Source organism: Leifsonia sp. NPDC056665 (genome assembly GCF_042791795.1).
GTDB lineage: Bacteria > Actinomycetota > Actinomycetes > Actinomycetales > Microbacteriaceae > Leifsonia.
Genome location: NZ_JBHTXK010000009.1, coordinates 101,023 through 126,434 on the forward strand (window position 1 = coordinate 101,023; position 25,412 = coordinate 126,434).

Genomic DNA, 25,412 nt, shown 5'->3' on the forward strand with positions numbered 1-25,412 from the left:
CACGTCCGCCAGGTCGAGCAGGTCGCTCTCGCGGATCACGTGGCCACCACCGGCGCCGGGATCGCGGCGAACATCCGTGCGCCGTCCAGGTCCGCCGCGACCTTGCCGTCCACGGCCTCGGCGTCCGTGCGTGCCAGCGTCCGGAACCGGCCGGCCGCCTCGGCGGGGACGGGCGTCAGGCCCTGCACCAGCTCCGTCAGCGCCCACCCGATGCGGGCGTGGCGCACGGAGGATGCCAGCTCCTCGCCCGTTGATCGGAACACGGCCGCGTCGTGGTCGATGGCCTCCGCGACAGCCGCGAGCTTCGCCGACGCAGCACGGGCGTCGTCGGGTCGAACTTCAATCTCCGCCATAGCGGATAAATATTACACGAAACCATCTGGGCGTGAAAACTCCACGCCCAGCCGCTCGGGCTTACGGCCCGGAGTTCGACACGTCGTGCTCGAGCTGCTTGAGGTGGTCGCCGAGCGTGCCGCCGACCGCCGGGTAGGACTTCACCGGGTCCGGTGACGGCTGCCCTCCCCCGGCCATCGAGCCGAGGGCGATCCCGATGACCACCACGACGAGGGCGGCGCAGGCGAGCAGGATGCCGAGGATTCCGCGGCGGACGCCGCGCAGGGGGCGGGGCATCCGGGAGGTCGCGGCGGTCGTCCGAGGTGCGACAGGCTCCGGGCGGGTGCCGGGGAGGAGGGAGGTGGCGGCGGTGGGCTCGCGCGCCTCCTGCGCCTCGGGCGCCTCGCCGGGCGACGGCAGCAGCAGGGTGCGTTCCAGCCCCTCGTCGGCGCTCGCCGGCGCCGTGTCGCGCGCCAGCAGCCCGGCGAGCTCCTCCGCCACGACCGCCGCGGTCGGCCGGTGGTCCGGCTCGCGGGCCACCATCGAGCGGATCAGGCGGCGCCACTCCGCGTCGAGCGTGTCCGGCACGTCCGGGTCGCGGGACAGGCGTGCGACGGCCGACTCCACTCCGCTGCCCGGGAACTCCCGCGTGCCGGTCAGGCACTCCAGCAGGACGAGGCCCAGCGAGTACACGTCGCTCGGCGGGCCCACCGGACGGCCGGCCGCCTGCTCGGGGCTCAGGTAGCTCGCCGTGCCGATCACGAAGCCGGTGGAGGTGATGCGCGCGTCGTCGATGAGGCGGGCGATGCCGAGGTCGGTGAGCTTCGCGTGGACGCCGGAGGACGTCGCGCTGGGGAGCAGGATGTTGGCCGGCGCGATGTCGCGGTGGACCACGCCCCTGCCGTGGATGTAGGCGAGCGCCCGGGCGACGTCCACGGCGAGCGCGGCCACATCGGGCTCGGGCAGCGGCCCCTCCTTCAGACGCGCGCCCGCGTCGGTGCCGTCGACGAACTCCAGCACCAGGACGCCGCGGCCCTCGTCGTCCGACGTGGTGTCGAACAGGGTGACCAGCGACGGATGGGACAGGTTCGCGAGGAGCCGGACCTCGCCCTTCTGCCGGCGCAGATCGTCGGCGGACGCGAACTCGCGGCGGAAGACCTTGAGGGCGACGTCGCGGCCGAGGAGCTCGTCGTGGGCGCGGAAGACCTCCGCCATGCCGCCGGAGCCGACGCGCTTCAGGAGCCGGTAACGGTCGGCGATCCTGCCGGCGTCAGGCGCCGCGGCCGGTGTGCGACCCGTCGCGCTCATCCGCCGTCACCTCCGTCGCCGCCGCCGCCCTTCTTGTCCTTGCCCTTCTTGTCCTGCTGCTGCTGCTGTTGTTGTTGCTGGAGCTGCTGGAGCTGCTGCTGCAACTGCGCGTTCTGAGCGGCGTCACGGAGGTGGGTGAGGTCGGCTTTGACAGCCGCGAGGGACTTCGCGATCGCGTCGTGCCGGTCGGCCGCGATGGCGCCGGCCTTGAGGGCGGCGTCGTTGCGCTGCTGGAGGGAGGCGAGCTGCGTCAGCGCGCCGGCGTAGTCCTTCCCCTCCGCTGCCGTCGCCACGCTCAGCACACCGTGCTGCAGTGTGCTCGCCGTGTCTGCCGAGTACGTCGATCCCCCGGCGCAGCCGCTGAGGCCGAGCGCGAGGGCGACGGCGGCAGCCGCGATGGGTAGTCGTCTCATAGCCCAGAGCACAGTAGTCGCTGAACGGCCGGAAGTCGACCCGGGGAGCCGCGTATCCAGGTCAGCGCGCCGCGAGCCACTCCATAACGGCCCGGTTGAACGCCTTCGGCTGCTCCATGTTCGCCGCGTGGCCGTCGTCGTCGAGCACGACCGCCGTCGCGTCCGCGGCGAGCGCCGCCGACGCCGCCGCGTGCCCGCTGGGCCAGTACTCGCTCTCCGCGCCCGCGACGAACAGCAGCGGGATGCCGGCGGCCGCGATCGCTGGGCGCCAGTCCGCGACGGCGTGGTCGTGCAGCAGCGCGAGCTCGCCCGGCGTGAACTCGCGGTTCATCCCCTTCATCGCCGTCATCAGGCGCACCAGCCGCAGCCCGCGCTTCGCCATCGGCGTGCCGTGGCCGGTCTCCGGGATGCCGGTCGCGAAGTAGGTGTCGCGGTTGGCGGCGTCGTAGCCGTAGAAGCCGAACGGCCAGCCGTCGTCGTTGAGCATCTTCGGCGTCTGGTCGATGGAGACCGCCGCGGCAACGCGCTCGGCGCCGGACTGCGCGAGGAACGACCAGATCGTGTTCGCGCCCATCGACCCGCCGACCAGCACGGCGTCCCGGAGGTCGAGCCCCTCCAACACGGCCGCGACATCCCGGCCGCGGCGTGCCATGTCCACCCCGTCCTCCGGGTGCTCGCTGGTCCCGTGGCCGCGCAGGTCGACGGCGAGGACGCGGTAGCCGGCGTCGGCGAACGCGGGCACCTGGTAGCGCCACGTGGTCGCCGGGGCCTTGAAGCCGGCGATCAGGACGGCGGGACGGCCGCTCGGGTCGCCGAAGTCGGTGTAGTCGAGGCGGACTCCGTCGTCGGCGGTGAGGGAGGGCATGGGGCGCCTTTCGATCGGTGGGAGGTCAGGATAGGGCGGCGGGCGCCGGGAACGCCTTGCCCGGGTTGAGGATGCCCTGCGGGTCCAGCGCGTGCTTCACCGCCGCGTGCATGCGCAGCACGACCGGGCTCAGCTCAGCAGCCGCCCCGTGCAGCTTGAGGAGGCCGACGCCGTGCTCGCCCGTCACCGTGCCGCCGAGCTCGCGGCACGACTCCACGATGAGGTCGAACGCCGCCTTCGCGCGCTCCTTGGCGGCGTCGTCGCCCTCCGGCGCGATGATCAGGGGGTGCAGGTTGCCGTCGCCCGCGTGCGCGATGTTGGCGATCACCACGTCCGCGCCGGCCGCGATCCGCTCGATGCGCGCGAGCATCTCCGGCACGGCCGAGCGCGGCACGCACACGTCCTCGGTGAGCACGGGGCCGAGCCGTTCCAGCGACGGGTAGGCCAGCCGCCTGGCGAGGAACAGCCGGGCGACCTCCTCCGGATCGGTCGCCCGCTCCACGTTCGCGCCGCCCGCGGCGAGGAACAGCTCGGCGACGCGGCCGGCGAGCTCCTCCCCCGACGCGCCGACCTCGTCGACGGAGGCGAGCAGGAGGGCGTTCGCGTGCTCCGGGAGCTGCCAGCCCTGCCACTCGGCGACGGTGTGCAGGCACATCCGGTCGATCAGCTCGAGCGCGGAGGGCACGATCCCCGCGGCGGAGACGGCGGCGACCGCGCGGCCGGCGTCGGTGAGCGAGCGGAAGTAGCCGATGACGGCGCGCTCCTCCCTGCCGCCGATGGGCCGGAGCTTCACGGTCACGTCCACCACGATGCCGAGGGTGCCCTCCGAGCCGACCATCAGCGCGGTGAGGTCGTAGCCGGTGACGCCCTTGGCGGTCGTGCGGCCCAGCCGGGCGATGGAGCCGTCGGCGAGCACCACGGTCATCCCGAGCACGTAGTCCCGGGTGACGCCGTACTTCACGCAGCAGATGCCGCCCGCGTTGGTGGCGACGTTCCCGCCGATCGTGCTGATGGCCTGGCTGGCGGGGTCCGGCGGGTACCAGAGGCCGTAGGCGGCGACCTGGCGGCGGAGGTCGTCGTTGATGACGCCGGCCTCCACGACGGCGTACCGCTCCTCGACGTTCACCTCGCGCACCGCGGTCATCCGCTCCAGCGACACGACGACGCAGCCCGCGACCGCGTTCGCCCCGCCGGACAGACCGGTGCCGGCGCCGCGCGGAACGACGGGGACGCCCCGCTCGGCCGCGACCCGCACGGCCGCGGCGACCTCCTCCGCGGAGGCGGCGAGCACGACGGCGGCGGGCGTGGCGGACTCCGCCCACTCGGCGTCGTCGTGCCGGTAGCGCTCCAGCTCGGCGGGCTCGGTGAGGAGCGATGCGGGAGGGAGCACCGCGCTCAGTGCGGCGACGACATCGTGCATAACGGGGATGCTATCCCCACGCGCACCGCGCCCGGCCTGTTGACGAACTCACCTGCAAGGAGTTCGGTGTGATCATGATTGCTCTGATTATCATCCTGCTCGTGATCTGGCTCGTCCTGGCCATCCTCGGCTTCGCCGTCAAGGGGCTGATCTGGCTGGCGATCCTCGGGATCGTCTTCTTCGTCATCACCGCGATCGTCGGCTGGATGCGGCGAGGGGCGTCGAAGAGCTAGGAGCCGCCTCAGCCGATCGCGGCGATCGCCGACAGCACCACCCCGACGAGCGCGACAGCGGCCATCGCGCAGAACAGCAGTCCCAGCGCCGTCAGTCGCACCCGCCCGGAGGGGATGGCGGCGCGGGCGGCGCCCATCGCGATCAGGAACAGCAGCACCAGCCCGGCGGCGCCGAGCGCGACGCCCGCCTGCATCGCCGTGACAATCGATTCATCCGTGCGGGAGAACAATCGGATCGCCGTCCCGTGTTGGACGAACCCGCTCCCGTCGACAAGGCTGGTGACATGACCTACGTACCGAACCCGTCCCGCTACGACCGGATGCTGTACCGCCGCACCGGCCGCAGCGGTCTCGACCTGCCCGCGCTGTCCCTCGGGCTCTGGCACAACTTCGGCGACGACCGCCCGTTCGAGACGCAGCGCGCGATCGTCCGCCGCGCCTTCGACCTCGGGATCACGCACTTCGACCTCGCCAACAACTACGGCCCGCCGTACGGCGCCGCCGAGCTCAACTTCGGCCGCATCCTGCAGGAGGACCTGCGGCCGTACCGCGACGAGCTCATCGTCTCGTCCAAGGCCGGCTGGGACATGTGGCCCGGCCCGTACGGCCAGGGCGGCGGCAGCCGCAAGTACGTGCTGGCCAGCCTGGACCAGTCGCTGTCCCGGCTCGGCCTCGACTACGTCGACATCTTCTACTCGCACCGGCCCGACCCGAGCACGCCGCTCGAGGAGACCATGCAGGCGCTCGACACCGCCGTCCGCAGCGGCAAGGCGCTCTACGTAGGCATCTCCTCCTACGGCGAGGAGGACACCCGTCGCGCCGCGGAGATCCTCCGCGAGCTCGGCACGCCGCTGCTCATCCACCAGCCCAGCTACTCCATGCTGAACCGCTGGATCGAGACCGAGGGGCTGCTCGACGCCGCGGGCGAGCTCGGCGTCGGCGTCATCGGGTTCACCGCGCTGGCCCAGGGGATGCTGACCGGCAAGTACCTCGACGGCGTGCCGGAGGGCTCCCGCGCCGCGGCCGGCACGTCGTTCGACGCGGACTGGCTCACGGACGAGGCCGTCGAGCGACTGCGCGGGCTCAACGCTATCGCCGAGCGCCGCGGGCAGTCGCTCGCCCAGCTCGCGCTGGCCTGGGCGCTGCGCGACCCGCGCGTCACCTCCCTGGTCATCGGCGCCAGTAGCGTGGCCCAGCTCGAGCAGAACGTCGGCGCGCTGGACGCCCTGGAGTTCACGGCGGAGGAGCTCGCGGCGATCGACGCGCTCGCTGTCGACGCGGGCGTCGACCTCTGGGCCGGCGCACGGCGCGGGGAGCTGTAGACGGGTCGTACCACCACCGGAGCGCGGCGTTAATCCCCTGCCCCGGATTCGCACGGCCACGTACTGTTCCCTTCATCGCGCTGGATGCGGCGGAGCGTGGATCACGGACACCCCGTCTTCCCGGCGCGTGTGGGGCGGATCCCGGGCGGCAGGGCGAGTGCGCCCGCCACCCGGGATCCAGTACTTTCGCCCTTCCACCCGGCGCCCTTTCCACCCGGCGGAAGGCCGGCGTGTGAAATATGTGTTTCCGCAGCAGACCTTCAGGGTCTCCCCGGGGACGTCTACTTGGCTGGTCCCGGTATGTGCGTGGAGAGGGACGGGGTGGGATGAGCACGCTGACAGCGACAGAACGCGAGGCCGCCGCCCCGCCGTTGCGCGCCGTCCGGCCGTGGATCATCGCCGTCGCGTTCGGCCTCGTCGCCACCGTGATCTGCGCAGCCGGGAGCTGGATCCCCTCGCTCTGGGGCGACGAGGCGGCCACGCTGTTGTCGGCGAAGCGACCGGTGTCCACGCTCATCCCGATGCTGTTCCACGTCGACGCGGTGCACGGGCTCTACTACCTCGGCATGCACGGCTGGATCCGGCTCGCGGGCGACAGTCCGTTCGCCCTGCGCCTGCCGAGCGCCGTGGCAATCGGCCTCGCGGTCGCAGCGGTCACGCTGCTGGCTGGGCGCCGGGGCGGCGCGAAGGCGGCGATCGTCGCCGGTCTGGTCGCCTGCGTCCTCCCCCGCATGACCTACGCGGGCGAGGAGGCGCGGTCGTTCGCGTTCACGGCCGCCGCCGCGGCCTGGCTGACCCTGCTGCTGGTGTGGCTGATCGACGGCGGCGGACGCTCGGCTCCCCCGTCGGTGCGCCGCACGTGCTGGGCGGTCTACGCGGCGGGCATGGCCCTCACCTCGTACCTCTTCCTCTATACGGCGTCGCTCCTGCTCGCGCATCTCGGCATCCTGCTCCTCTCCCGGGCGTCCCGGCCGACGCTGCGGGCCTGGCTGATCGCCACCGGCTGCGTGCTGGTGGCGCTCGCGCCGCTCGGCCTGCTCGCGTACTTCGAGCGCAGCCAGATCGGCTACCTCGCCGACCAGCCCTTCGATGTGCCGAGCCTGCTGTGGCAGCCGTGGTTCGACAACGGCTGGGTGGCCCTCGTTGCCTGGGCGCTGATCCTGGTCGCGATCGGCGCGTGGGTGCACGGCCGCTGGGGACGGGACGCGAGGGCGGCACGGACCGCCGCCTCGGAGCCCATCGGCCCCGCTCCCATCAGCGCCACACTCGTCGGCGCGGCGTGGCTCATCCTGCCGACCGGGGCGATGCTGCTGATCAACCTGGTCGTCCCGATGTACACCGGGCGTTACTCCACGTTCGCCGCCCCGGCGGCCGCGCTGCTCATCGCGGAGGGCCTGCTCGTCCTCGGCCGGTCCGTCGCGCGACGCGGCGCGATCCCCGCCGTCGCTGCGACCGGGGCCGGCGCGCTGCTGTTCATCGCGATCAGCACTCCGGCCTACCTGGGCCAGCGCGGACCGTACTCGAAGAACGACTCGGACTGGTCGGAGGTCAGCAGCGCGATGGCGTCGGTGCGGCAGCCGGGCGACGCCGTGGTGTTCGACGAGTCGACCCGGCCGTCGCAGCGGCCGCGGCTCGCCATGCGCACCTACTCCGCCGGCTTCGCGGGCGTCAGCGACCCGACGCTGCGGACCGTCTACACCCACAACATCGGCTGGGCCGACAAGGTCTGGACCGTCCCCCAGGCCGCCGAGCGCGGCCGCTTCGACGGCCTCACGCGGGTGTGGCTGATCGAGAACGACGTGGACGGCCGGCTGCACAGCTACGGCCTGGCCGACCTGGAGGCGCTCGGCTTCCAGAAGACCGGGCGCACCGTCCCGACGCACAGGAGCATGCTCATCGAGCTGACCCGCTCGAGCTGACGGCGCTGAGGCGCGGGCGCGGGCGCGCTGAGCAGCCCCTCTTCAGAGCGGGCGCCGCTGCCTACACTCAGACCATGAGGGAAGCCGTCTCGGAACACGGCGTCGGCGAGCACGGCGCGGCCGATCGCCTCTCCCGCCGGTTGCACGCGGCCTCCGTGGAGTCGCTGGCGCTGGGCGCGGGAGGCGTCGCGTTCGTGGCCGTCTGCCTGATCGCCTTCTTCGTCTTCGCCGGACACAACCTCTCCATCTCGGGCGCGGGATCGGTCGGCCAGTTCGCGGCGGCCGCCTGCTGCGCCGTGACCCTGGTCGTCTACGGCGGCGGACGGGTCGCGAGCTGGAGCATCCCCTGGTACAGCCGCCCCAAGGAGCACCGCTCCCGGATCGGCGCCGCGATCGAGGTGTTCGACTCGCTCGCCATCGCCGTCGCGCACGCCGTCGTGGTGCTGCTGCTCTGGACCGTGCTGAGCGACGTGCTCGCCCGCAGCTTCCAGGACGCCCAGGTCTTCGCCATCCCGGCCACCCTGCTGGTCGGCACGGCGGCCGCGGTCACCGGCTACTACGTGTTCCTCGCGGCGGCGAACATGAACCCGCTGCTGCTGTCGGCAGTGCTGGCGGTGTTCCTCGTCGTCGGGGCACTGACCAGCATGCTCACGGCGTCCAACCCGCACTGGTGGAGGCAGAACCTCAGCGTGCTGGGCATCACGGACGACTGGTCGTCGGCGACCTTCAACATCACGGTGATCGTGGGCGGCGTCCTCGTCACGGCCATCGCCCGCTACGCCACCGACAGCGGGCCCGACCGGCGCCCGTCGCGCGGCGAGCTGCAGGTCCGCGCCGCCCTGGTGGTCGTCGGCGCGATGCTCGCCTGCGTCGGGCTCTTCCCGGTCAACCACTTCTTCCTGCTGCACAACACGGCGGCGACCGGGATGGCCGTCGTGTTCTGCGTGCTCGCGGTCGGCATCCGCTGGGCGATGCCGCACCTCCCCCGCACCTTCTACGTGCTCGGCTGGGTGTTCATCGGCGTGATCGTGCTGGTGACGCTGTTCTTCGCGGTGGGGTACTACAACCTGACCGCGGTGGAGCTGGTGGCTGCGGTGCTGATCTTCAGCTGGATCATCGTGTTCCTGCGGGTGAGCGTGGCGGCGGGGAGGGATGTGCGCGGCGCAGCGATACAGTAATATGTTTTCACTGTATTAGCTCAGCCCGCGAACACCTTTCCCCCGATCCCTCCGGGCGCTACACCCCCAGGAACGGGAAGCACACATGACGATCACTCGCATGCTCTATGTCGACGACTCCGGCTCGGTGGACCGCGGCCTCATCGTGTACGGGTGGGTCGAAGTCGCACCCGAGCGGTGGCGGCACGGGCTGAGGTCGATTCTCGAACTCCGCAAGCGGCTGTACCGCGAGCATCAGATTCCGCCGGCGACGGAGTTGCACGCTACAAAGTTCGTCAATGGGCGCGCGCGGATATCCATGCGCCCGAGTGAGGACCGAGTCGAGTGGAAGACACTCGGTCGGGCCGTCGCAGTGGATTGCCTGAAGACGTTGGAGGCATGCCCCGACCTCGCCGTCGGGGCGGTCTGGAGGACGACCTCGGCCACTGGACGCGCTTACTACGACGAACGCGGCGAGGTGTATCGCACTCTCATCGACTCCTGGAACTCGGAGCATCAGGCCGCGGGCGACTCCGCATTCGTCAGCATGGACGGAAACGGCGACGATCCGAACTACTTCAACGCACACCGCTCTCTGTCACTCGATGACCGGCACATCATCGAGGACCCGATGATGCACGACTCCGCTCGGTCGCAGTGGGTGCAGATGGCGGACCTCGTCGCGTACTGCGTCTTCACACATCTGAACCGACACAGGGGCAACGAGTTCGGCTGGCGCTGGTACGACGATCACCTGCTCGGGAGCGACGTCAACGGCGGCCCGAAACGCGTCTAGTCGTTAAACAGCAAGACCCGCTCATCCACGAGTGTGGGGCGGGTCCGCATAACTAGTATGAGGCATACGGGCGTGGTTCGCAACTGCTACTCCCCCTCGACCGGCCTGATCAGCTCCGGGCCGTCCCCCACGACCGGCCCGACCCGGTCGAACACCAGCGCGTCCGCCACGGGCAGCGCCGCGCGCACGGCCTCGTCGACCAGCGCCTGGTCGCCGACCACCGTGGGGTCGATCCAGTGGTCCCAGAGCTCGCGCGGCAGCGGCACCGGGTTGCGGTCGTGGATGTCCGAGAGCGTCTGCACGGCGTCCGAGGTGAGGATGGTCGCCGTGAGGTGCCAGCGCTCCGGATCGTCGCGGGACATCGCCGGGTCGGCCCACCAGGCGTAGAGGCCGGCGAACCCGAGGAGGTCGCCGTCGGCGGAGTGGATGAAGTACGGCGTCTTCTTCTTGGTCGCCGGGTCGGTCTGCCACTCGTAGTAGCCGCGAGCCGGGATGATCGCGCGGCGGGAGGCCACGGACGCCTTGAACATCGGCTTCTCGGCGGCGGTCTCGGCGCGGGCGTTGAAGGTCGGCACCTTGGTCTTGAGCTCCTTGGACCAGGACGGCACGAGCGACCAGCGGGCGAGCTCCAGGCGCCGGACGCTGGGCTCGTCGCCGCGCTTGCTCTCCAGGAACACCGGGATGGGGTCGGTCGGCGCGATGTTCCAGCTCGGGCGCCAGTCGCGGAAGTCGCCGCCCTCTGCGACGAAGTCCTGGATCATGTCGTCGGTCTCTTTGTCCAACGCGAAGCGCCCGCACATGCAGCCAGCTTAGGCGCGACCTCCGACAGCAGACAGGAGGCCGCCGAACGTCCGCACCCCCCGAACGCGGGTCCCCGTCCCCCCTAAAAACGATGTATTCTCACCTTTGTGAATTGATGAGGAACAATCACTTTACGACGGGGGAACGACCCGAACCCGGCGCGAAGACTCTCCACCGGTTCACTCAACCCGAAAACGCACCATCCGAACCCAGGGACGACCCGTGAACCCGACACGATCGCACCGAGCGCCTCACGCACTCGACCCCAGCAGGGGCGCGCGGAGCACGTGGCGCACTGGTCGTCCCTCGCGGAACGGAGCCGGCGGCGGTGAATCCGTTCGAGACCACGGTTTCCCCCAAGCCGCCGTCGGCTCTTCCACGCGCGCCCTCGCGGCGCACCCCGCGGAGACGGAGGCGGCACCGTGACCGTCCTCCGCCCCCGCCTCGGCACGCTCACCCACGCGCACGCCAACGCCCGCCCGCTCAGCTCCGAGCGGAGCTGGGCCAAGCACTACCGCTACCGCCTGCTCGCGACCGACACCGCCCTCATCCTCCTCAGCACGATCGGTGCCATCTTCGTGCGCTTCGGCTTCGAGGACACCCCGACCACCACGGGCGACGGCTTCCGCGTCGACTACCTCACCGTCTCGCTGCTCATCGCGGCCACCTGGATGTTCGCCCTCACGGCCTATCACACCCGCGACCCGCGCGTCGTGGGCGTCGGCGTCACCGAGTACCGTCGCGTCGTGGCGGCAACAGCCATCACCTTCGGGCTGCTCGCCATCTTCTTCCTCGTGGGCAAGGTCGACATCGCCCGCGGCTACTTCGTCCTCGCCCTCCCGCTCGGGATGGGCGGCGTCCTGTTCTCGCGCTGGCTGTGGCGGCACTGGCTGATCCGGCAGCGCATGTTCGACCACTACCTCTCCTGCGCGCTGGTGGTCGGCCGGTACGACGACGTCGACACGGTCGTGCGCCAGATACACGCGAACTCGGGAGCGGCATACAACGTCGTAGGCGCCGCTCTCGACACCGGTAAGCGGACAGGCGCCAAGAAGGATGCGGAGCTGAGCCGCCGCATCGCCTCCCCGGAGCGGGAGGTGCCCGTCGTCTCGGACCTGTCGGGGGTCGCAGAGGCGGCCGCCCGGCTCGGCGTCGACACTGTGATCGTCGCCGGCCGGGCGCTCAGCGGCGGGGACTTCGTCCGCCGCCTGGCGTGGAAGCTGGAGGGGACGGCGACCGAGCTGGTGCTGGCGGCGCCGCTCACCGACATCGCCGGCCCGCGCATCCACTTCCGGCCGGTCGAGGGGCTCCCGCTCATCCAGGTCGAGATCCCGCAGTTCGAGGGTGGCAAGCACGTGCTCAAGCGCGCCTTCGACTTCTTCGCGTCCGGTCTCGCGCTGATCCTGCTCTCCCCGCTCTTCCTCGCGGTCGCCATCGCGATCAAGCTGGACGACGGCGGCCCTGTCATCTTCGCGCAGGAGCGGGTCGGCCGCGGCGGCGAGAAGTTCCGGATGCTCAAGTTCCGGTCGATGTGCGTCGACGCGGAGGCCAGGCTCGCCGAGCTCCAGGCGAAGAACGAGGGCAACGGCCTCCTCTTCAAGCTGCACGATGACCCGCGGGTGACCCGCGTCGGCCGCGTGCTCCGCAAGTACTCGCTGGACGAGCTCCCGCAGATCCTCAACGTCTTCCTCGGCGACATGAGTCTCGTCGGGCCCCGGCCACCCCTCCCCGCGGAGGTCGCCGGCTACGAGAACCACGTGCACAGACGCCTCTACATCAAGCCGGGACTGACCGGGATGTGGCAGGTCAACGGACGATCGGACCTCTCCTGGCAGGAGAGCGTCCGCCTGGATCTCTACTACGTGGAGAACTGGTCGCTCACCGGCGACCTCGTCATCATGTGGCGCACCCTCAAGGTGCTGACACATCCCGTGGGGGCGTACTAGCTGCGCCCCCGGAAACCCCGCACCGCAATCCCGAGCACCTTCCCGACCGAAAAGACACGAGGTTGTCATGAGTACAGAGAAAGGCCCGCGCGCTCGCTCGTTGGGCATACTGACCGCCGTCCTGACGGCAGTCGGCCTCATTTTCGGAGGGCTGGCCATCGCCCAGCCCGCCGCAGCCGACAGCAATCCACCCGATCCCACGAACCCTTCGACTCCGCCGACCGTCACCGCCGACGTGCTGCCCACCCCGCAGATCAACGGCGTCGTCTGGTCGCAGACGGTCGTCGGCAACACGGTCTACGTCGCAGGCAAGTTCACCTCGGCGCGGCCGGCCGGCTCGCCCGCGGGGACCAATGAGACGCCCCGCAACAACCTCCTCGCCTACGACATCACCACCGGCGCCCTGCTGCCGTTCGCGCCGAACCTGAACGCGCAGGCGCTCTCGGTCTCGGCGTCCCCGGACGGCACGCGCATCTACGTGGCGGGCGACTTCACCTCGATCGACGGCAAGGGCTTCTACCGCCTCGCCGCGTTCTCCACCGCCACGAACACGATCATCAGCGCGTTCAGGCCGATCCTGTCGACGACGGGACGCGCGGTCACCGCGTCGAACTCGACCGTGTACGTCGGCGGTGACTTCACCACGGTCAACGGTGTGGCACGCACCTACCTCGCCGCGGTGAGCGCGACCGACGGCTCGACGCTCAACTGGCAGGCGAACGCCGACGACTCCGTCTACGCCACAGCGCTCACCAAGGACGGCTCCAAGCTGATCGCCGGAGGCCGGTTCCAGAACGTCAGCGGCCTCGCCAACTACGGCCTGGTCTCCGTCGACGCCAACACCGCGGCCATCCTGCCCTTCGCGGTCAACCAGACCGTGCGCGACGCGGGGCCGCAGGCGAGCATCTACTCGCTGGCGACCACCAACGACCGCGTGTACGGCTCCGGCTACGTGTTCGGCTCAGGAGGCAACCTCGAGGGGAGCTTCTCCGCCGACCCGAACACCGGCGCCATCAACTGGATCGAGGACTGCCACGGTGACACCTACTCGGTGTTCCCGCAGGCCGACAACGCCCTCTACATCGCCGGCCACATCCACTACTGCGGCAACATCGGCGGCTTCCCGCAGACCAGCCCGACGTGGACGTTCCACCACTCGATCGCGTTCAGCAAGGCGGCGACCGGGACGATCACGAACGACCCCTACGGCTACTTCAACTGGGCGGGCAACCCCTCCCCGTCGCTGCTCGACTGGTTCCCCGACTGGACGACCGGCACCTTCACCGGCCAGGGCCAGGCGACCTGGAACGTCTCCGGCAACGACAAGTACGTCGTCTACGGCGGTGAGTTCCCCTCGGTGGACGGCGTCGCGACGCAAGGCCTCGCCCGCTTCGCGCTGACGTCCTACGCGCCGAACAAGGTCGGCCCGATGGGCATCCCGCTCACCCCGACGGCAGCCTCGTTCACGGCCGGCCAGGTGCGCGTCAGCTTCGCCGCAACCTACGACCGGGACAACGGCTACCTGACCTACAAGGTCTACCGGGACAACGGGACCACTCCCGTCTACCAGACCACCGCGCACTCGAACTTCTACACACGGCCGATCATCGGGTTCATCGACTCGGGACTGACACCGGGAAGCCATCCGGTCTACCACGTGAAGGTGTCCGACCCGGTGGGGAACACGACCTCCCGTGACACGAACGCGGTGACCGTCTCCGCCAACAACAGCGGAGGCGCGTACTCCACGTCGGTGAACCAGGCGGGCGCGACCTCGTACTGGCCGTTCGACGAGTCCAGTGGCAGCACGACCGCTCTCGACCACATCGGGTTCACCGATCTGACCGAGACCGGGGTGACGCAGGGCGCGACGGGCCCGATCAGCGGGGTGACCGCGTCGACCTTCAACGGGTCGAGCAGTTTCGCCGTGACACCCACCGCCATCCAGGGACCGAACACCTTCACCGTGTCGGCGTGGTTCCGCACCACCTCGACCTCCGGAGGCAAGATCCTCGGCTTCGGCAACTCCAACACCGGAACCTCGTCGAGCTACGACCGGCACATCTACATGGACAACGCCGGCCGGATCTTCTTCGGGGTCTACCCGGGAGGGGTGGCGACGCTGAACTCCGGCCCCGGCTTCAACGACGGCCAGTGGCACCAGGTGACGGCCTCGCTCGGAGCCAACGGCATGCGCCTCTACCTCGACGGGAAGCCGTCGGGATCGCGCACCGACGTCACGGTCGGCCAGGCCTACAGCGGCTACTGGCGGATCGGCGGAGACAACCTCAACGGATGGACCAACCAGCCGTCGAGCAACTTCTTCGCCGGTGACATCGGCCAGGTGTCGATGTACCCGACGGTGCTCGACAAGACGACGGTCGTGAACCAGTACGTCGCCTCCGGCCGGCCCTCCCCGCTGAACCCGGCCCCGGCCGACGCCTACGGCCAGGCGGTCTACAACGCAGGGCCGGACATCTACTGGCGGCTCGACGAGACCTCCGGCAACACGGCGCTGGCCTCCGACCCGTACAGCGAGACCGGGACCTACTCGGGCCAGGCGACGACCCAGGGCGTCGCAGGGCCGCTCACCATCAACGGCAGCCCGGACAAGGCGGTGCAGTTCAACACGAACGGCAACGGCTCGTCCGGCGGCGTCGTGGCGAGCAACGTCCCCGCGACGAACCCGACGGTCTACACCGAGTCGATCTGGTTCAAGACGAACACGACGCACGGCGGCAAGCTGATCGGCTTCGGCGACCAGCAGACCGGTCTGTCGAGCAACTACGACCGTCACATCTACATGCAGGACGACGGCCGCCTCGTGTTCGGCGTCTGGACCGGCCAGACCAACACCATCACCACGCCCAACCCGTTGAACGACAACAACTGGCACAACGCGGTGGCGACGCAGGGTCCGGACGGCATGAGCCTGTACATCGACGGCCAGCTCGTGGGCACCAACCCGCAGACGCAGGCGCAGTCGTACACCGGCTACTGGCGGATCGGTGGCGACAACACCTGGGGCTCCACCGGACCGTACTTCAACGGGACGCTGGACGAGGCCGCGGTCTACTCGAGCGAGCTCTCGGCCCAGACGATCGCCAACCAGTACAGCCTGGGGACGACCGGCACGCTGCCCAACCAGCCGCCGGTGGCCTCCTTCACGAAGACCACGTCGCAGCTGACGGTGAACGTCGACGGATCGGCCTCGTCCGACCCGGACGGCACCGTCGCCTCCTACAGCTGGAACTTCGGCGACGGCTCTGTGGCGACCGGTCCGACCGCGAGCCACACCTACCTGCAGGGCGGCAGCTACAACGTCTCCCTCACGGTGACCGACAACCAGGGCGCGACCAACACGACCAGCCAGGGCGTGAGCGTGACCGCACCTCCGCCGAACCAGCCGCCTGTGGCCTCGTTCACCTCGAGCGCGACCTACCTCGCGGCGTCGTTCGACGGGACCTCGTCCTCCGACCCCGACGGGACGGTGGCCTCGTGGGCCTGGAACTTCGGCGACGGCTCGACGGGCACCGGCTCGACCGCCACGCACACCTACGCGGCGGCCGGCACCTACCAGGTGACCCTGACGGTGACCGACAACATGGGAGCGCAGACGAGCGTGACCAACCCGATCACCGTGGTGGCCGACCAGCCTCCCGTGGCGGCGTTCACCTCGTCGGTGACCAACCTGGCGGCGTCGTTCGACGGCACGGGATCGTCCGACCCGGACGGCACCGTGGCCTCCTACGCCTGGAACTTCGGTGACGGAGCGACAGGCACGGGGGCGACCGCGAGCCACACCTACGCCGCGGCGGGGACCTACACCGTGACCCTCACGGTGACGGACAACGCCGGCGCGACCAACGCGATCCAGCACCCGGTCACCACGACCGCTCCGCCGAACCAGCCGCCGGTCGCGGCGTTCTCCGCCACGGCGACGAACCTCGCTGTCGCGGTCGACGGCTCGGCCTCGTCCGATCCTGACGGCACCGTGGCCTCCTACGCCTGGAACTTCGGCGACGGAGGGACGGCGACCGGCAAGACGGCCAACTACACCTACGCGAACCCCGGGACGTACACGATCACCCTGACCGTGACGGACAACCTGGGCGCCACGGGAACGACCACCAAGTCGGTCACCGTGACGGCGCCGGTGTCGAACGCCATCGCGCAGGACGGATTCGAGCGGAGCACCACGAACGGCTGGGGCACCGCCGACACCGGCGGGGCGTGGACGCTCATGGGCGGCGCGACCAGCTTCAGCACGGCGAACGGGTTCGGTCAGCAGACCGTCGCGGCCGGGACGACCAAGACGGCGACCCTGCCGTCGGTCACCTCGACCCGCAGCGACCTGACGGTCACCCTCTCCGGTGACTCGGCGGTCAGCGGCGGCGGCCTCTACTACTCGGGCATCGGCCGGCTGGTCGGCAGCACCGACTACGAGGCCAGGGTCTGGGTGAAGGCCGGAGGCGCGGTGCAGCTCCAGCTGCTCCAGGGCTCGACGACCCTCTCGGCGGTGAACGTGACCGGCCTGGCCATCGCGAACGCCACCGACCAGCTCAAGCTGAGGGTCCAGGTGTTCGGCACCTCGCCGACGACGATCCGGGCGAAGGTCTGGCTCGGAACGGGCACGGAGCCGACCGCGTGGACGCTGAGCACGACCGACTCGACTGCGGCCCTCCAGGTCGCCGGGACCGTCGGCCTCCGCTCGTACCTCTCCGCAAGCGCGACCACCACCCCGGTGGTCACGCGCTGGGACAACTTCGCGGTGGTCCCGGTACCGTGACCCGGTCGCCTCGCGCGACCATCCTCGTGGCGCACCCCGGTTCGGAGCTGTACGGCTCCGACCGGGTGCTCCTCGAGTCGGTCAGCGGACTCGTCTCCGACGGCTGGGACGTGCTGGTCACCGTCCCGGCCGACGGCCCCCTGATCGCCGAGCTGCGGCGACGGGGGGCGAGGGTGGAGCTGTGCCCCGCCCCGGTGGTCCGCAAGAGCGTCCTCAGCCCGCGGGGGCTCGTGCGGTTCGCCGCCACGAGCCTCCGCGGGCTGCGGCGCGGGAGCGCCCTGCTCCGCCGTGAGCGGCCGGCGGCGGTGTTCGTGAACACCGTCACCGTCCCGCTCTGGATCGGGCTGGCCCGGCTGGCCCGCATCCCCGTCATCGTCCACGTCCACGAGGGCGAGAGCAGCGCCTCCCCGCTCGTGAAGAAGGTCCTCGCCGCCCCGCTCCTGCTGGCGCAGACGGTGATCGCCAACAGCGCCTTCAGCGTGGAGGTGCTGCGCAGCGCCTTCCCCGCTCTCGGGAGGCGCGCGACCGTCGTCTACAACGCCGTGCCCGGACCGGCGGAACGGCGTCCGGCTCGGACGTCGATCGAGGGCGACCTCCGCGTCACGTACGTCGGGAGGCTCTCGCCGCGCAAGGGCGTCGACGTGGCGATCGACGCGATCGCCGAGCTCGAGCGCCGCGGCGTCCCCGCCAGGCTCGACCTGGTCGGCGCCGTGTTCCCCGGCTACGAGTGGTACGAGCGCGACCTCCGCCGCAAGGTCGACGAGAAGCGGCTGCAGGCCCGCGTCGCGTTCGTCGGCTTCCAGCCGTCGGTGTGGGACTACCTGGGCGACGGCGACGTCGTGCTCGTCCCGTCGGTCGCGGACGAGCCGTTCGGCAACACCGCGGTCGAGGGCATCCTCAGCGGACGCCCGGTGATCGCCAGCGCGACCAGCGGCCTGCTGGAGGCCACCGACGGGTACCGCACGGCCGTGACCGTCCGGCCGGGCGACGCCGCCTCGCTGGCCGACGCCCTCCAGAGCACGGTCGAGCACTGGGCGGATGCGGCGGCGCTGCTGGAGGTCGACGTGCGGGCGGCCGAGGAGCGGCACAGTCCCGCGTCGTACCAGCGGCGCATCGCCGAACTCGTCCGGTTCGCCGTTCGCCGGACGACTACACTGAGCCCACGCTGACCTGAGGGGGTGCGCCGTGGTCGAACTGGCAGCCGGCCCGCTCAACGCTCCTGCGCTCGACAAGACCCTGGTGATCTGCGTCGGCGTGGCCGTGGCCGTGCTGGGCTTCGTGGTGCTGCGCAGGTACCCCAAGCTGGCGGTCGTCGCCTGGATCCTCTCGATCTGCTTCGTGCCGATCTGGCTGGGCTTCGGCATCGGCTTCAACGGCAACTACTACATCCCGCCCGCGACCGCCGCCGCGCTGCTGGTGGTCGTCGCCCTCCTGCCGACGCCGCGGTTCCGGCTGAGCTGGCTGGACGGACTGATGACCCTCGTCGTCGTGTGCGCCGCCTGCTCGCTGTTCACCGGCAACGCCGGGATCGCCTTCAGCTCGGTGATCCTCGTGGTCACCTACTTCCTCGCCGGCTACGCGGTCGGCAGGATCGCACCGCTGCGCGTCGACCCGCTGTGGGTCCACGGCGCGATCGCGGTCTGCTTCACGGGGGTCGCGCTCCTGACGATCGTCGAGGGCCTCACGCACTTCAACCCGTTCGTGCTGATCAAGGCCAACAACTCGCTCTACGCGGCCTGGGGCTCGATCCAGTCGCGCGGCGGCGTCCCGCGTGCGGAGGGCGCCTTCGGGCACTCGATCGCGCTCGGCGCGAGCCTGGCGCTGGCCATCCCGATCACGCTGGCGTCGCCGTTCCGGCTCTGGATGCGGATCGGCATGTCGTTCCTGATGCTCCTGGCGACCGTCTTCACCTACAGTCGGATCGGCATGATCTGCGCCGTGCTGGGAGTACTGCTGTCGGTGCTGTTCATGCGGGACGCGATCTCGCGCCGCGCGCGCATCGCGATCGTGGCGATCGTCGCGATCGCGGGCGCCGTGCTGTTCCCGGCGATCATCACCGTCTTCGACGACGCCGGCGCAGAGGCGACGGACAGCGCGAACTACCGCGGCGACCTGCTGTCGCTGTTCGGCACGATGAACCCGATCGGGGTCGCGACCTCGGCCGAGAAGAACTCGGCAGGAGTCCTCTACTTCGGGAACTTCCACTCGATCGACAGCCAGCTGATCCTGACCGGGCTGACGAACGGCCTCATCGTGCTGGCCGCGGTCGTCGTCGCCCTGCTGCTCGGCATCCTGCTGGTGCTGCGCGGGAAGGCGACGGCGGCCACGATCGCGCTCGTCGCGCAGATCCCGGCCCTCGCGACGGTGGCGCTGATCACCCAGTACTCGATCTTCGTCTGGTTCGTCGTCGGCCTCGCCGCCACGACGCAGCTCGCTCCGCACGCTCTGCGCGCCGGCGTGCTCGACAGCCCGCGCCGCCTCCCTGAGCCGTCGCCCGCCGCCGAGCGATCCTAGAGCGCGCGACGGCGCGGGGGTCCTAGGCCTTGGCCGAGGAGGTGGTCTCGGGGTCCGGTTGCGCCGGCTCGGGCACGAGTTCGTCCGGCGCGAGCCGGACATCCTGGTCGGAGGGCGTGCGCTCCGCCGGCGCGACGGCCTCGGGCTCCGGAGCGGGGGTCTCCTGCTCCACAGGCTCCTGCTCCGCGGGCTCCTGAGCGGCAGGCTCCTGAGCGGCGTCCTCCTCCGCCGGATGCTTCCGGGACGCCTTCCCCGAACCCGCCTCGTGCTCGCCCGCCTTCCTGGCCGGGAGCCCGAGTCGCCTGCTCGGTGTCTCGCGCAGGTAGTACGCGCCGCGCTGCTTGAGCGAGCGGTCGCGGTTGAACACGATGCCGAGCACGGTCGAGCCGGACTTGTGCAGCGAGTCGATGGTCTGCGTCAGCAGTTGCCTGCGCGCCTGGGTGCGGTCGACGACGACGAGCGCCCCGTCGACCTGCCGGGCGAGGATGGAGGCGTCGGCCACCGAGCCCAGCGGCGCCGTGTCGATCACGACGACGTCGTACTCCCCGCGCAACCGCGCGAGCAGGTCGGACATGCGGCGGGAGGAGAGCAGCTCGCTGGGGTTCGGCGGGATGGGACCGGCAGCCAGCACGTCGAGCTCGCCGGCGCCCCAGCGCTGCACGACGTCCTCGAACTCCGCGCGTCCGGCCAGCACCGAGGTCAGGCCGGCGCCGCCGGTGAGGCCGCTGTAGGTGGCGATCATCGGCCGGCGGAGATCGGCGTCGACCAGCAGCACCCGCTGACCGGTCTCGGCGAGCGCGAGGGCGAGGTTGGCGGAGATCATCGACTTGCCCTCGCCCGGCACCGACGACGTGACGACGATGGCGCGGTTGGGCGAGCCCAGCGTGACGAACTCCATGTTCGAGCGGAGCTGCCGGTACGCCTCCGCCCCCACCGAGAGCGGGGCCGACACCAGGATGGGCGCCTGGAGGCGGCCGCGTTCGCGCGGGATGGTGCCCACCAGCGGGGCCTTGGCGACCTCCACCGCGGTGTCGGCGCTGTGCACTCGGGTGTCGAACGCCTCCCGGAGCACGACGATGAGCGCGCCGACGATGAGGCCGAGGATGAGACCGGCCAGGACGTTGAGCCGGACGTTCGGGGAGGACGCCGTCTCCGGAACCGCGGCCCTGGCGATGACGCGCACCGACACCGTCGGCTTGCCCGTCGCGGTCTTGGGCGCGATCTGCTCGACCGTGCTGCCGAGGCTCGCCGCCACGGCGTTCGCGATGGTGGCGGCCTGCTGCGGGCTCGTGTCGGAGACCGCGACCTGCAGGATCACCGTGTTCTGCGGGGTGGTGACGCTTATCGCGCCGGCGAGCTGGGCCGGCGTCTCCGTGAGCTTCAGGTCGTCGATGACCGGCTGCAGCACGGCGGGCGTCTGGGCGAGCTGGGCGAACGACAGCATCTGGTTCTGCGTGTACGTCGCGCCCTGGCTCAGGTCGGTGGCCGTACCGCCGAAGTTCAGCGAGAAGTAACTGCTCGTCGTCGCGGTGTAGACGGGAGTCGCCAGCTGCGAGAGGCCGAAGCCCGCGACCGCGCCGACGATCGTCGCGATCACCACGACGTACCAGAACCGTCGGAATGCCTGACCGTACTGTTTGTTCATCGGAGCATCTCCCGTCCGACTCGAGTTGAGGACATCCTAGACACCGTGGGCAGGTGCGGGACCAGTCCTGATCCGCCGCCTGTTCATCCGAACACCACGAGCCGCGCGCCGGCCTGGTCGCTGAGCGTGAGCGTGACGTCGCCCGAATCGGCCGCCGGGACGGTGAACACGTAGACCGCCGTCGCGGTCGCACCGGGCTTCAGCGTCCCGCTGAAGGGCTTGGCGGAGGCGTCGCCCTGGACAGGGTCGGCCGGCGTGGAGGCCGAGCCGTAGTAGGCGTTCACCGTCGCCGTCGAGACCGGGAAGTCGGAGCCGGTGCTGTTCACGAGCGTGAGCGTCACCCTGACGGCCGGGCCGCTGACCTCCCCCGGCCGCGTCGCCGTGGCGGTGTAGGACTCGACGGAGGCGACCTTGGCGGTGAGGCCGCCGGGGGTCTTCACGTCGTGGGAGACCTCCGCGGTGCTCGCGACCACCCCGCCGTAGCGGGCGTCGAGCGTGCCCGGCTTGGCCGGCGCCGGCGCCGTTCCGGGCGCGGTCGTCGGCGAGGCGGTCGCGCCGGCGGAGGGCGCCGGCACCGGCGTGTCCGACGGCCGTGGCAGCTGCGACGCGACCGGATCCAGCGCGTTCGTCACGCCCTTGCCGAGCTGCGGCGTGGCGCCGTGGACCGCCGCGACCACGATGGCCGCCACGATCGCGGCCGCCAGCACGCTTCCTCCCGCGATCAGCCAGCCGCGCCTGCGCCTGGCGCCGGCGGGCCGCTGCTCCTTCTCGGTCTCGTGTCCGTTGGTCATGATGGACTCCCTTCGGTGCGGAGTTCGCGGAACCACCTGACCGCTGCGGCCAGGAGGAAGAGTGCGGTGGCGATGAGGATGACGGTGTAGACGACCTGGAAGGCCGCCATCCAGCCCAGCAGGACGAACGAGAGGCAGAGCACCCCGTAGTCCATCGGCAGCACCAGGACGGCCCGGAGCCAGGAGGGCCGGCCGGGCAGGTCCTCGGCCAGGGGGACGCCGCCGTAACGCCGACGGAGCTGCTCGGTGAGGATCATCCCGAAGAACAGCACGGACGAGACGACCGCGGAGAGCAGGGGCACCACGAGCCACGCGACGGACGTCGTGCCGTGCAGGTAGAAGCCGACGAGCAGCGCGAGCGGCATGCTGACCACCTTGGTGGCGTCGACCATGTGGTCGAGCCATTCGCCGGCCGGGCTGCTGCGCCCGGTCAGCCGGGAGAGCTGACCGTCCGCGCTGTCGAAGGCGTAGCCGACGAGCAGCAGCACGGCGACGCCCGCTCCGAGGCCCCACGATGCGGGCAGTGCGATCAGGAGGACGACGGCGGCGAAGGTCCACACGGCGCTGATCGCGGTGACCGCGTTCGGCGACAGGCCCGCCCGGTACGCCCAGGCGGCGAGGTAGCGGCCGATCCGGCGGTTCACGAACCGGGAGTACGCGGGCGCGCTGCGCGCCGCCGGCTTCTGGGCGGCGGTGAGCCGGCGGAGCGTCGCCCCGTACGACTCGCGGGGCGCCGGGCCGTCCAGCGCCGAGCCGGTCACGACTCCACCGCCTCGGCCGCGCGGGCGACCCGCTGAGCGGTGAGCGGGCGGTGCGCCCGCACCTGCACGCGGTCGGCGAGGTCGCGGCAGAGCGCCTCGTACCTGTCGGCGACGTCGTCCCAGTCGTAGGCGAGCGCGCGGGCGCTCGTGGCCTGCCGGAGCGGCGCGTCGTCGGCGACCTCCTCCGCGGCCTCGATGCGGCGGGCGACGTCGTCCTCCCCGCCGAAGTACGTGCCGGCCTGCCCGAGGACCTCGCGGTTGAACACGACGTCGTAGGCGATGGTCGGCGTCCCCGCCCCGACCGCCCGCAGGAGGGAGGGGTTGGTGCCGCCAACGGAGTGGCCGTGCAGGTAGGTGCGCGCGTTGGCGTAGAGCTGGTCGAGCAGCCGCTGGTCCCACACGCCGCCGAGGAAGCGCACCCGCTCGTCGGCCAGGTCGTGCACCCGGGCGGTGTACTCGTCGGCGTAGGGAGCCGATCCGACCACGACCAGCGGCAGGGTCGCTGCGCTGCGGGTGTAACCATCGACGATGGTGTGGACGTGGTTCTCCGGCTCGAAGCGGGCGACGACCAGGTGGTAGCCCCGTGACGCAAGCCCTGACCCGGCGAGGAGGTCGTCGCCGCCGTCGATCCGCGGGGCGCCGTACGCGATCAGCCGCGAGTCCGCGTGGAACTCCTCGCGGTAGTAGTCGGCGATGCCCTGCGCGTCGGCGATGAGGGCGTCGGACCACCGCACCGCGGCAGACTCGGCCATCCGGTAGTACCGGCGGCCGGCGCCCTTCCACTTGTCGCGCTTCCACTCGAGCCCGTCGACATGGGTCGCGACCGGGATGCGGGCGGCGCGGATCAGCGGGAGGTAGGGGGAGTTCGCGGCGTTGAAGACGATGGCGACGTCCGTGCGATGCGACATCAGGTGGGCGACGGACAGCCCGCTGTGACTGAGCGTCTCCAGCGACCGGCGGCGGAGGGCTCCGCGGTGGACGAGGGTCATCCCGCGGTACTCGGCCGGCCTCCGCTCGCCCGGAACGTCGGACGCGAGCGTGCGGCAGTAGACGCGGACCTGGTGGCCGCGCTCGGCGAGCCGGGCGCCGACCTCCTCGACCGCCGTCTCGAAGCCGCCGTAGTGGGCCGGCACGCCGCGCGTGCCCACCAGCGCGATGCTGAGCTCAGGTCCCCCACTGTGCATCGGACTTCTCTCGTTCGTCGTCTTCTCGTGGTGGCCCACGAACCGTGCGGCCCGACGCGACGAAGGGGCAGCCAGGAGGACGAGGGCGAGTTCCTGTCGTCTCCGGCTGTCGGTGCATCAGGGTCGGGTCTCTGTTGCGCGATCAGTCTATGCGAGTAATCCTCAATTGTTGCTCCCCCGTTAGGGGGGCGTTCACCCGGAGGACCCCGCCGCGCGCGACGCCCGCAGTCCGTCGCGGACCCCGCGGAACGCCGCGCGCAGCGGGACGATCGGGCGCAGGAACTGACGCCTGCCGCCCTGCAGCAGCACCTCGTACGCGATCGGGAGGCTCGCCCGGCGCCAGCGCGCCACGCTCTCAACGTCGAGATTGCGCGCCGCGAACACCAGCCGGTTGCGGATGTTGAAGTAGTAGTAGGTCTCGGACTTCGCCTGCCCGCTGTGCTCGAGCCCCGCGCCCTGCGTGCCGCCCTCGGCGTGCACCGCCGTGGCCTCCTGCACCACGAGCACGCGCGCCCCGGCACGGCGGGCCCGGTAGGACAGCTCCACGTCCTCCCAGTACAGGAAGTAGCCGTCGCCGAAGCCGCCGATCGTGCGCCAGAGCCGCGCCGGCAGCAGCAGGCAGGCCCCGCTCAGCCAGAGCTCCGCGTCGCGCAGCCCGAGCTCCGCCCGCTTGCGGGTGGCCGAGATCCTGCCGTCGCCGAGGTGGAGGTCGGACCCGTCGAACCAGACGCTGCCGTCCGGTCGCAGGATGCGCGGCGCGACCAGTGCGCCCGGCTCCTCGTGGCCGCCGTCCCGGACGACGGCGAGCAGGGCGGCCACATCGTCCGGCGCGATCGAGGCGTCCGGATTGAGCAGCAGGAGCTCGCCGGCGCCCGCGTCGAGCGCCGCCGAGACGCCCGCGTTCATGCCGGGACCGAACCCGAGGTTCGTGTCCGGCTCGACCAGCAGCCAGCCCTCGACCGCGGCGAGCTCGCGCAGCCGGCGGCGCTCGTCGTCGGTCGTCCGGTTGTCGACCACCACGGCGAACCCGCCGGGCAGAGCGCGCGTGAGCGGGGCGAGGTTCGCGGCCAGTAGGTCGGCGGACCCGTACGAGACGACGACCACGGCGAGCCCGGCGAACCGGCCGAGCGCCCCGCCGCCATCAGCCCCCGTCATCGTCCGCCCCTCCCGCTCGCGACGGCGGCCGCGCCCGCCACGCTGGCGTGAAGCCTATAC

At 71.1% G+C, this 25,412-nt stretch carries 21 protein-coding genes; 9 read left to right on the top strand and 12 right to left on the bottom strand.

Annotated elements, in window-relative coordinates:
* Window positions 1-35: 35 nt before the first annotated feature.
* The 5 genes from ACFQ9V_RS10955 to ACFQ9V_RS10975 all read right to left on the bottom strand — a co-directional run bounded on the left by ACFQ9V_RS10955 (window position 36) and on the right by ACFQ9V_RS10975 (window position 4,339).
* Window positions 36-353, bottom strand: coding sequence for a hypothetical protein (locus tag ACFQ9V_RS10955; RefSeq protein ID WP_382459190.1), 318 nt, complete (start codon window positions 351-353; stop codon window positions 36-38).
* 61 nt (window positions 354-414) lie between these two features.
* Window positions 415-1,641, bottom strand: coding sequence for a serine/threonine-protein kinase (locus tag ACFQ9V_RS10960; protein ID WP_382459191.1), 1,227 nt, complete (start codon window positions 1,639-1,641; stop codon window positions 415-417).
* A complete protein-coding gene (locus tag ACFQ9V_RS10965; RefSeq protein ID WP_382459192.1) occupies window positions 1,638-2,054 on the bottom strand; it encodes a hypothetical protein in 417 nt (138 codons plus the stop codon). The genes ACFQ9V_RS10960 and ACFQ9V_RS10965 overlap by 4 nt, the downstream gene beginning before the upstream one ends.
* 61 nt (window positions 2,055-2,115) lie before the next feature.
* Window positions 2,116-2,919, bottom strand: coding sequence for an alpha/beta fold hydrolase (locus ACFQ9V_RS10970; protein WP_382459193.1), 804 nt, complete (start codon window positions 2,917-2,919; stop codon window positions 2,116-2,118).
* Window positions 2,920-2,944: 25 nt separating this feature from the next.
* The gene (locus ACFQ9V_RS10975; RefSeq protein ID WP_382459194.1) at window positions 2,945-4,339 is read right to left on the bottom strand and encodes an FAD-binding oxidoreductase; all 1,395 of its coding nucleotides are present in this window, start codon (window positions 4,337-4,339) and stop codon (window positions 2,945-2,947) included.
* Window positions 4,340-4,413: 74 nt separating this feature from the next.
* Between ACFQ9V_RS10975 and ACFQ9V_RS10980 the strand changes: the two genes are divergently transcribed.
* Window positions 4,414-4,572 (top strand): hypothetical protein, encoded by a 159-nt coding sequence (locus tag ACFQ9V_RS10980; protein WP_370054869.1) that lies wholly within the window; start codon window positions 4,414-4,416, stop codon window positions 4,570-4,572.
* 8 nt (window positions 4,573-4,580) lie between these two features.
* On the opposite strand, the gene ACFQ9V_RS10985 is transcribed toward ACFQ9V_RS10980, so the two are convergent.
* Window positions 4,581-4,766, bottom strand: a complete 186-nt coding sequence (locus ACFQ9V_RS10985; RefSeq protein ID WP_382459195.1) for a hypothetical protein — start codon at window positions 4,764-4,766, stop codon at window positions 4,581-4,583.
* 90 nt (window positions 4,767-4,856) lie between these two features.
* On the opposite strand from ACFQ9V_RS10985, the gene mgrA reads away from it, so the two are divergent.
* From mgrA to ACFQ9V_RS11005, 4 genes are all read left to right on the top strand, one after another.
* The gene (mgrA, locus tag ACFQ9V_RS10990; protein ID WP_382459196.1) at window positions 4,857-5,894 is read left to right on the top strand and encodes an L-glyceraldehyde 3-phosphate reductase; all 1,038 of its coding nucleotides are present in this window, start codon (window positions 4,857-4,859) and stop codon (window positions 5,892-5,894) included.
* A gap of 326 nt (window positions 5,895-6,220) precedes the next feature.
* Window positions 6,221-7,813, top strand: a complete 1,593-nt coding sequence (locus ACFQ9V_RS10995; RefSeq protein WP_382459197.1) for a hypothetical protein — start codon at window positions 6,221-6,223, stop codon at window positions 7,811-7,813.
* A 74-nt stretch (window positions 7,814-7,887) separates the two neighbouring features.
* Window positions 7,888-8,991 carry a DUF998 domain-containing protein gene (locus tag ACFQ9V_RS11000; RefSeq protein WP_382459198.1) on the top strand — a complete coding sequence of 368 codons (1,104 nt, stop codon included), beginning with the start codon at window positions 7,888-7,890 and terminating at the stop codon, window positions 8,989-8,991.
* Window positions 8,992-9,091: 100 nt separating this feature from the next.
* Window positions 9,092-9,766 carry a DUF3800 domain-containing protein gene (locus ACFQ9V_RS11005; protein WP_382459199.1) on the top strand — a complete coding sequence of 225 codons (675 nt, stop codon included), beginning with the start codon at window positions 9,092-9,094 and terminating at the stop codon, window positions 9,764-9,766.
* Window positions 9,767-9,852: 86 nt separating this feature from the next.
* Here the strand turns inward: ACFQ9V_RS11005 and ACFQ9V_RS11010 are convergent, their stop codons facing one another.
* A complete protein-coding gene (locus ACFQ9V_RS11010; protein WP_382459200.1) occupies window positions 9,853-10,566 on the bottom strand; it encodes an SOS response-associated peptidase in 714 nt (237 codons plus the stop codon).
* Window positions 10,567-10,989: 423 nt separating this feature from the next.
* Here ACFQ9V_RS11010 and ACFQ9V_RS11015 point away from each other — a divergent pair, with 423 nt between their 5' ends.
* From ACFQ9V_RS11015 to ACFQ9V_RS11030, 4 genes are all read left to right on the top strand, one after another.
* Window positions 10,990-12,513, top strand: a complete 1,524-nt coding sequence (locus ACFQ9V_RS11015; protein ID WP_382459201.1) for a sugar transferase — start codon at window positions 10,990-10,992, stop codon at window positions 12,511-12,513.
* A 67-nt stretch (window positions 12,514-12,580) separates the two neighbouring features.
* The gene (locus tag ACFQ9V_RS11020) at window positions 12,581-17,302 is read left to right on the top strand and encodes a PKD domain-containing protein (protein WP_382459202.1); all 4,722 of its coding nucleotides are present in this window, start codon (window positions 12,581-12,583) and stop codon (window positions 17,300-17,302) included.
* Complete coding sequence (locus tag ACFQ9V_RS11025) at window positions 17,299-18,471, top strand: glycosyltransferase (protein ID WP_382459203.1); 1,173 nt, start codon at window positions 17,299-17,301, stop codon at window positions 18,469-18,471. Before ACFQ9V_RS11020 ends, ACFQ9V_RS11025 begins: the two co-directional genes overlap by 4 nt.
* A gap of 16 nt (window positions 18,472-18,487) precedes the next feature.
* Complete coding sequence (locus ACFQ9V_RS11030; protein ID WP_382459204.1) at window positions 18,488-19,816, top strand: hypothetical protein; 1,329 nt, start codon at window positions 18,488-18,490, stop codon at window positions 19,814-19,816.
* A 22-nt stretch (window positions 19,817-19,838) separates the two neighbouring features.
* On the opposite strand, the gene ACFQ9V_RS11035 is transcribed toward ACFQ9V_RS11030, so the two are convergent.
* The 5 genes from ACFQ9V_RS11035 to ACFQ9V_RS11055 all read right to left on the bottom strand — a co-directional run bounded on the left by ACFQ9V_RS11035 (window position 19,839) and on the right by ACFQ9V_RS11055 (window position 25,352).
* Window positions 19,839-21,461, bottom strand: coding sequence for a polysaccharide biosynthesis tyrosine autokinase (locus tag ACFQ9V_RS11035; protein WP_382459205.1), 1,623 nt, complete (start codon window positions 21,459-21,461; stop codon window positions 19,839-19,841).
* 83 nt (window positions 21,462-21,544) lie between these two features.
* A complete protein-coding gene (locus tag ACFQ9V_RS11040; RefSeq protein ID WP_382459206.1) occupies window positions 21,545-22,252 on the bottom strand; it encodes a hypothetical protein in 708 nt (235 codons plus the stop codon).
* Window positions 22,249-23,013, bottom strand: a complete 765-nt coding sequence (locus ACFQ9V_RS11045) for a CDP-alcohol phosphatidyltransferase family protein (RefSeq protein WP_382459207.1) — start codon at window positions 23,011-23,013, stop codon at window positions 22,249-22,251. Before ACFQ9V_RS11045 ends, ACFQ9V_RS11040 begins: the two co-directional genes overlap by 4 nt.
* Complete coding sequence (locus ACFQ9V_RS11050) at window positions 23,010-24,197, bottom strand: DUF1972 domain-containing protein (protein WP_382459208.1); 1,188 nt, start codon at window positions 24,195-24,197, stop codon at window positions 23,010-23,012. The genes ACFQ9V_RS11045 and ACFQ9V_RS11050 overlap by 4 nt, the downstream gene beginning before the upstream one ends.
* Before the next feature lie 192 nt (window positions 24,198-24,389).
* Window positions 24,390-25,352 (bottom strand): glycosyltransferase family 2 protein, encoded by a 963-nt coding sequence (locus ACFQ9V_RS11055; protein WP_382459209.1) that lies wholly within the window; start codon window positions 25,350-25,352, stop codon window positions 24,390-24,392.
* Between the last annotated feature and the right edge of the window lie 60 nt (window positions 25,353-25,412).